At 38.1% G+C, this 7,460-nt stretch carries 5 protein-coding genes; 3 read left to right on the top strand and 2 right to left on the bottom strand.

What is annotated here, in order from left to right; translation table 11 throughout:
• Positions 1–422: 422 nt before the first annotated feature.
• Positions 423–1,076, bottom strand: coding sequence for a DnaJ domain-containing protein (locus IGQ45_15570; GenBank protein MBF2058586.1), 654 nt, complete (start codon positions 1,074–1,076; stop codon positions 423–425).
• Between the two features lie 729 nt (positions 1,077–1,805).
• On the opposite strand from IGQ45_15570, the gene IGQ45_15565 reads away from it, so the two are divergent.
• On the top strand, positions 1,806–2,588 hold the full coding sequence (locus IGQ45_15565) for a hypothetical protein (GenBank protein ID MBF2058585.1): 783 nt from the start codon (positions 1,806–1,808) through the stop codon (positions 2,586–2,588).
• 183 nt (positions 2,589–2,771) lie between these two features.
• Here IGQ45_15565 and IGQ45_15560 read toward each other — a convergent pair whose 3' ends face one another.
• Positions 2,772–4,130 carry a SpoIIE family protein phosphatase gene (locus IGQ45_15560; GenBank protein MBF2058584.1) on the bottom strand — a complete coding sequence of 453 codons (1,359 nt, stop codon included), beginning with the start codon at positions 4,128–4,130 and terminating at the stop codon, positions 2,772–2,774.
• Positions 4,131–4,667: 537 nt separating this feature from the next.
• Here IGQ45_15560 and plsY point away from each other — a divergent pair.
• Complete coding sequence (plsY, locus tag IGQ45_15555) at positions 4,668–5,315, top strand: glycerol-3-phosphate 1-O-acyltransferase PlsY (protein ID MBF2058583.1); 648 nt, start codon at positions 4,668–4,670, stop codon at positions 5,313–5,315.
• 493 nt (positions 5,316–5,808) lie between these two features.
• Positions 5,809–7,302, top strand: coding sequence for a UDP-N-acetylmuramoyl-L-alanyl-D-glutamate--2,6-diaminopimelate ligase (locus IGQ45_15550; GenBank protein MBF2058582.1), 1,494 nt, complete (start codon positions 5,809–5,811; stop codon positions 7,300–7,302).
• Positions 7,303–7,460: the final 158 nt, after the last annotated feature.

The raw sequence follows: 7,460 nt of genomic DNA, 5'->3' as shown, positions 1-7,460 counted from the left end.
CGATTTTTTTGTTGGTTCGTTTACATCCCCCGTTGATTTCAGTGGGTATTTTTTTGTTGAGAAATTCAACGGGGGTCTTTCACTCACATTTCAAGATAAAATATGGAGCTATGGGAGCGAATCCTTTGTTATCAGCAGTTTTCAATGAAGGTATAATTTTATGAGCAATTCTCAACTTCATCTTTTAATATCAAGTCCGCTTGATCAGCCGAAGGCTGCCGCTGCGCGATCAATTACAAATTAGTAATATCAACATCTTAGTTCAATTTATTGAACGATCGGGCCGTTGGTTCCGTGTAACTCATTACACGGTGGGTAAATGACAAAGATATAATCTTCCATAACACAAGATTTATTGAAACAAGCTCAAGTTTTTGTCACGGCAATAAAAATATACTTAATAAGCATCAGTTTGGAGAGGTCTAACTAATAATTTCTTGCGCGAGAATAAACAATTCTCTACCAGTATGTAAATAAGATTCTTCATAGTTGAGGGTGAATCTTTCTAAATCTTCAATGCCATCACTGAGATGATTTAGACAGTAATAAAGATTAGCGGCAATTCCAGCGCAATGACGGGGATTTGGTTGGGATTTAAGAATTTTTGTACCTTGCTGGTAATATTCACGACAGCGCCCGATGTACTCCATAAACTGTAACATTAAATCATCATCAAAAGGGTCAGCAGAAAGTTCCTCTATTTCATCATCCAAAGGATTAATAATTTTCGCTATCACATTGAGGAGGGGAGAGTAAACCTCATTAAACCATGCTTCGTGGTGTTGATCTTCTGACGAGCGCCCTCCACCGTGATAATATTGCGTAGCGGTATAACTTTTTTGTTGACGATAATTAACAGCTTCATTTCTATGACTAGTTAACTGTTGATCATAGTTTATACGACGATTTTGATCCCCCAATACCTCATAGGCGAGATTAATTTTAATAATATCTTCATGATTAGCTGTATCCGTTTGACTATCAGGATGATATTTTTTCACTAAGCGCCGATAAGCCTGTTTGATTTCAGTATTACTAGCATGAGGTTTAATTTCGAGGATGTCGTAATAATTCATTAATGAAAAGTTCAATTTCAAGTTTTACGATGTCAAAAGGGCAAAGGTAAATTTAAAAATAGGTTAGCCCTCTTTTGTCACTGTCCGAGAAGAATGATAAAAGGGTGGAATAATAATATAAATGAAAGTTACTCACAGCAATGGATAATAGCTCAACAAATTAGACAACATTTACCTCCAATCCTACAGAGACTGTCCCTGTTATTAAGGATTATCGTTCCTCTTATTCTACTTCCTTTTCTGATGTACGCAACCCCTGAATATTTCAAATATTTACATTTAGGCTTAATTGCTAAACTAAAAAAGAAAAAGATATTTTAAAACGGTGGGAAATAATTAATAGTGTTTACTGAATGATTAGCATGAAAACTAATCCATCAAAAAATTAATCAAGAAGGAAGAAAGAGAAGAAAACAAGGAAGAATAAATCATGAAGATTGGAACAATATTGCCATGGTTAAGAATGATAAAAGATGATCTATTGTCAATAGGTTTTAATAATTTTCTGGAGAGAGTATTATTTTTCAGGAACAATTAGAGGAATTGACCTCTTTATTCCCTAATAAAAACAAGTATTATTATCAAGGAATGAGAGCGATAAGGTTTATATCGTCAGTATTTTGAGTGCTTTGTCGCCCCCACAGATGGACAAAAAATAATCAAAAAGTTTGCAAACAAGATAAAATCAGCTAAAATTAAATGTTTACATTCAACTAACCACTGAAAACTATGACTGGAAAAGTAATAGATAGTGGTGCTAACGGTTTACTATTAGTATTGCTACCCTTAGCTCTCGTCATCATGGTAGTGTTTGTGGCATGGCCCCTGATTCTAGGGATTTTTGTCCTTAGTCTCGGTTGGAAACTGTGGCAAACCTATCAATGGCAACAACTATGTGCCAAAATTGATCCTTTATTTAATCAACTGATTCCTGCCAATCAAGGAAAATTAACCGTCTTAGACATTTCCTTAAAAACAGGCTTAGATGCAAACACCGCAAAATGGTATTTAGACCGCAAAACTAATCAATATGGAGCGGTAAAAAGACTATATCAAGATAAAGGTATCGTATATTATTTCCTAACCGCTAGTGCTTTAGGTAGTATTTTTGACGACAGTGATTCTAATAGTGACATCGAACCAGCGCCCGTCACCGCTACCCCTCTCCCCTCATCCACCACAGCATTAACAGCTACAAATAGCGAAGCATCTCCATCAAACCATCAAACCGATTCGCCTCAAGAATCTGAATCAGTAGAAAATAACACGGAAACCATTACCGCACCAGCGCCCGAACAAATAGTTTCGGAATTGGGAGAAGAAATTTCCACCGCAGAATTAACCTTGAATCAAAGCGAATTAGCGAAACGATTGGAAGTCAGTCCTAGCACCGTAGCCAAACGAAAATCAGAAGATGATTTTCCTGTGTGGAGTCAAAGTCGAGACCCAGATGGTATTCCTTGGCTTTATGATGAGGAGGAGAAAATTTTTCATCCCTATCAATCTGGTTAGGGTTTAAATTACAACGGTTTGTCCTCACCCCAGCCCTTCTCCCACAGGAGAGCAGGGCTGTTTCAACGTAAGTATCAAAATTCATTTGTTTTTGACAGGGAGACAGGGAGAAGGGAAGATAAAATTTAGAATTAAGAAAACAATTACTTCTACATTCTACATTCTGCATTCCTTCCATTATCCTTAGTTACAAATACACATTTCTTGGGGTTTATGTTTAACAACAATCATGGTCATATCATCGATATTGTAATGACCAACACCAATAAATTTTTTAATTGCGTTGAAAATATGGTCTAAAATATCTTGGGCATTATTGTATTCTTGACAAGCAACATGAAAACAGTTAATTAAATTCTCCTCCTCAAAACGTTGGTTATTTTTGTTGATAGCATCCGTCAAACCGTCAGTATAATAAAGCACCGTGTCCTCATCCTGCAACTGAATAAAATTATCTTCATAGTCTGAATGGGGTTGTAAACCGATTAACATTCCTTCCGTGTCTAATTTTCTCACGGTGTTAGTACCAGCGCACCAGTACAAAGGAGGATTGTGGGCGGCATTGGCATAACGTAACATCCGGTTACGGGGGTCATATTCTGAGTAAAATAAAGTGACAAAACGATGGGAGTTGTCCAAATCTTCATACATGACTCGGTTAAGATGTGCCAAGACGCGCGCTGGGGAATGGCGGTTTAAAACTTCCGCGCGTAACATTCCCCTTGTCATAGTCATAATCAACCCAGCAGGGACTCCTTTTCCCATGACATCACCAATAACAATGCTCCAAGATTGACACGGAGCGTCGGGAATTTGTGAGGTATCTTCATCCCATTGATCGTAATTAGCGGGAATGAAGTCATAATAATCTCCCCCTACTCGATTAGCGGTTTCACACTTGGCGGCTAAATCTAAACCGTTGATATTAGGGCATTTTCTAGGCAGTAATCTGACTTGTATTTCTGAAGCAATTTCCAATTCTCGGTCTTGTCTTTCTTTCGACATCAATTCGCTGGTTAGTTGATGATTAGCTATAGCTACTGCTGTTTGATCTGCAACTAGCTGGGTAAGAGTTTTTCTGCTTTGACTCCAAAGAAATTCCCTTGCTTGACTAAAAACATACAAGCGCCCGATCTCCACATTTTTAGTGAGAACAGGTGTACTATATATTTGTAAATAACAAGATAGTTTGTTATGGATTTTTTCTTGTACGAAAACAGGGAAACATTCCAAGGGGGGATAAAAATTAGGGTCTAATTGGTGTTGGGTTTGATAATTATTAATATGATTAATTACAGAAATAAAATCTTGGTTAATTTGCTCTTTTAATGGTTGATTTTGGCAGTAAAACTGATCTAATTTTACTTGTTTATTTTGCTGATAAAGTACCAAAGCAGATCCTTCTGCATCCGTTACTCTCGAAGCCATCAGGGGGGTTAATTCTAAAAATTGATTAAGATTATTAAAACTGCGCAAAGCGAAGCTAAGAGAGCTGAGGAGATTTTGAATTTTATTTTGTTCTCTTTGCAAATTTGCCACCATTTCTTTAAGTGCTAAAACGGTGGTGTAGTTTCCGGTTTGATAGTTATTACTGATGGTTTGAGGGTTGAGGGAGTCAGAATTGGATATAGACACGGAATGCCACAGTTAGGGGTTGATATTGAATGTTAAGCTATTTTAAGTTAATAATACAACTATTTTAAAAGGATTTTTGGCTTTGTTGTTTTAAGCAGAATATTTCGGGTTTGCTAAAAAAGTATGAGTGATGAGAATAGGTATCAGGCATCAGGTGTCAGGTATTAGGTTAAAGAATGAAAAATTCAACACCTTACCATAATAATAGCTTCTTAAAAATTCCTAGTTTTCATTAATGATTGTTGATTTAGTAAAAAAATTAGAAATTTTGAAAAAAAAGCACACTTTTTAAAGTTTTTATTGTGCTTTAAGCGTTTATTTTACAAGGGTTTTGATTTATTCAGCAGACTCTATTTAGTGAAAAAAAAATTAAATATTGTCTTGACCTCTTAACAATGGAGACTTGATCCTTAATAATAGATCAGGTGTCTATGAGGTTAAATAATGACTGTCCCAATTTTAGTTAGTTTTGCTTTAATTCTTGTCGCTTATCTTCTTGGTTCAATTCCCACGGGCTACCTTGCCGGGCGCATTCTTAAAGGTATTGATATTCGTGAATATGGTTCTGGTTCAACGGGTGCAACAAACGTACTAAGAACTGTAGGGAAGGGCGCTGCGGTGGGGGTTTTGATCGTGGATATGTTTAAGGGCATGGTAGCTGTTGCTATGGTGAAGGGCGCTTATTTCTGGTTAGACACGACGATATTACCCACAGCTTGGCAAAATTGGCTAGTGGTGACGGGCGCTTTATTGGCAGTTTTGGGGCATAGTAAATCAGTTTGGCTTAATTTTTCGGGGGGGAAATCGGCGGCCATTAGTTTAGGTGTTCTCCTCGTGATGAGTCCTTGGGTGGGTTTAGGTACTTTGTTTACTTTCCTCATCGTATTATATTTTTCTCGTATTGTTTCTCTCAGTTCATTGTCAGGGGCTTTAGCTGTTAATATTTTGATGTTGATTTTTACTCCTCTGATTCCTTATATAGTTTTTGCTGTTTTAGCTGGGTTATATGTTACCATTCGTCACCGTAGTAATATTGAACGTATTTTAGCTGGGAAAGAGCCTCGTATTGGTGAAGCGGTTTCTCAAGGTTAATTTGGCTCTCTTACTTTGAGTATGATAAGTTATGCCTTAAAAAAGGTGTCAGGTATTAGGTGTCAGGTATTAGGTGAAATGCAAACCATAAATTTATAATAATTGCATTTTTAAAACACTAAAACTATAGCAATTACTGTGACCATGAAGTACAAGAGGATCCCCCTAAATCCCCCTTAAAAAGGGGGACTTGAGAATAATAACTGTATCTCGTAATTATGAAAAACGCTATATTATATATCAAAAGTTTTATTCGTTATTTATTATTAATTTGTCATAACTACTGTAAAAGAGCCTTAATTATTAATTATAGGAGTTACGCGCTTGTAGCAAAAATCAACGCTCTGAGATTCTTCACTTTCGTTTAGAATGACAGTTTTTCGTTATTGGTGTGTAAGTCCTAAAAATAAATTTTGGAGAAGTATAATGAAAAACCAATTATTTTGAAGCAAAGTTGCTATAACATAGAAAAAAAATATTTCTGTGAGGGGTTATGCAGTTAAGAGAATTATTGGCTGGTTTAGTAGCAGTGGAGTCAATGCCGAAACATTCTGCCCTAAATTTAGAGGTTAAAGGAGTTGTTGTTAATTCTCATCATGTGGCTGAGGGAGATTTATTCATCGGTATGCTTGGCACGAGGGTTGATGGTGGAGAATTTTGGCCCAGCGCCCTCCAAGCTGGTGCGGTTGCCTGTATTGTTAGTCCAGAGTCTGCCCAAAAATTTCCCCCTAGTGCTGATGATTGTGTGATTGTGGTGGATGATGTGGTGGGCTTATGCGCGGAAATTGCCACTAAATTTTATGGTTATCCCAGCCACAAACTGCAAATGGTGGGGGTGACAGGCACAAATGGCAAAACTACTACTACTCACTTGATTGAGTTTTTTTTACAGCAAAGCCAACGTAAAACCGCTTTATTTGGTACTCTTTATGCGCGATGGGCAAATTATGAGCGCCCTAGCGCCCATACTACCCCTTTTGCGGTGGAATTACAAAGCCAATTAGCGGAAGCCCTTCAAGCGGGGAATGAATATGCCGTCATGGAAGTAAGCTCCCATGCTTTGGCTCAACAACGCATCAAAGGATGTCAATTTAATGTGGCAGTATTCACTAATTTAACTCAAGATCACCTCGACTACCATCGAGATATGGAGGATTATTTCTCTGCTAAGGCGTTACTATTCAACAATAATTATCTCCAAGGTCACGCCATTATCAATTATGATGATCCTTATGGGCAAAGGTTAATCGCTTCAATTCCTCGTAATCAGGTGTGGAGTTACAGTGTTACTAACCCTGAAGCAGATTTATATACCACTGATTTAGTTTATCTTGGTACTGGTGTGCAAGGGGTTTTACACACCCCCCAAGGGAATATAGAATTTACTTCTCCCCTAGTGGGACAATTTAACCTAGCTAACTTGTTGGCAGCGACGGGCGCTGGATTACAATTAGGGCTTGATTTGGCTACCATTGCTCAATGTTTACCCCATTTTGATGGAGTGCCGGGGCGCATGGAACGAGTACAAATTAACTCATCCCAAGACATAAGTGTAATTGTGGATTACGCGCACACTCCCGACAGTTTAGAAAATCTCCTCAAAGCATCTCGCCCTTTTATTACAGGTAAAATGATTTGTGTTTTTGGTTGTGGAGGAGACAGAGATCGTACTAAGCGCCCGATAATGGGTAAGATTGCCGCGCAGTTAGCTGATGTGGCAGTGCTTACTTCCGACAATCCCCGCACGGAAAACCCTCAGCAAATTTTAGCGGATGTTTTACAAGGTATTCCGGCTAACATTACCCCCATGGTGGAAGAGGGGAGGGCGCTGGCTATTGAAAAAGCTATTATGATGGCAAAACCCGGTGATGGAGTCTTAATAGCTGGAAAAGGTCATGAAGATTATCAAATTTTAGGAACAGAAAAAATCCATTTTGATGATCGAGAAGAAGCCCGCAAAGTATTACATCAAAAATATTTGAATTAACTTTAATTATAGTTTGCTTATTGACACTCCCACCACTAAACCCTACGGGTTATAGTGGGGGATTCTTGGTTCACCGACTCGCCGTTAGACGACAGGTTTGCACCAATCGCCCAAGAGGGCAAATCTCCCCAAGCGTATGTTCCCGTATGCCCTACGGT

Origin of the sequence: Cyanobacterium sp. T60_A2020_053 (genome assembly GCA_015272165.1) — a bacterium.
GTDB lineage: Bacteria > Cyanobacteriota > Cyanobacteriia > Cyanobacteriales > Cyanobacteriaceae > Cyanobacterium.
This window is presented reverse-complemented; position numbering and strand designations above follow the sequence as displayed.

Bases quoted from the DNA above. Each gene is read 5' to 3' on its own strand.
- IGQ45_15550 (MBF2058582.1), top strand. From the start codon at position 5,809: ATGCAGTTAAGAGAATTATTGGCTGGTTTAGTAGCAGTGGAGTCAATG.
- IGQ45_15570 (MBF2058586.1), bottom strand. From the start codon at position 1,076: ATGAATTATTACGACATCCTCGAAATTAAACCTCATGCTAGTAATACT.
- IGQ45_15560 (MBF2058584.1), bottom strand. From the start codon at position 4,130: ATGGTGGCAAATTTGCAAAGAGAACAAAATAAAATTCAAAATCTCCTC.
- plsY (MBF2058583.1), top strand. From the start codon at position 4,668: ATGACTGTCCCAATTTTAGTTAGTTTTGCTTTAATTCTTGTCGCTTAT.
- IGQ45_15565 (MBF2058585.1), top strand. From the start codon at position 1,806: ATGACTGGAAAAGTAATAGATAGTGGTGCTAACGGTTTACTATTAGTA.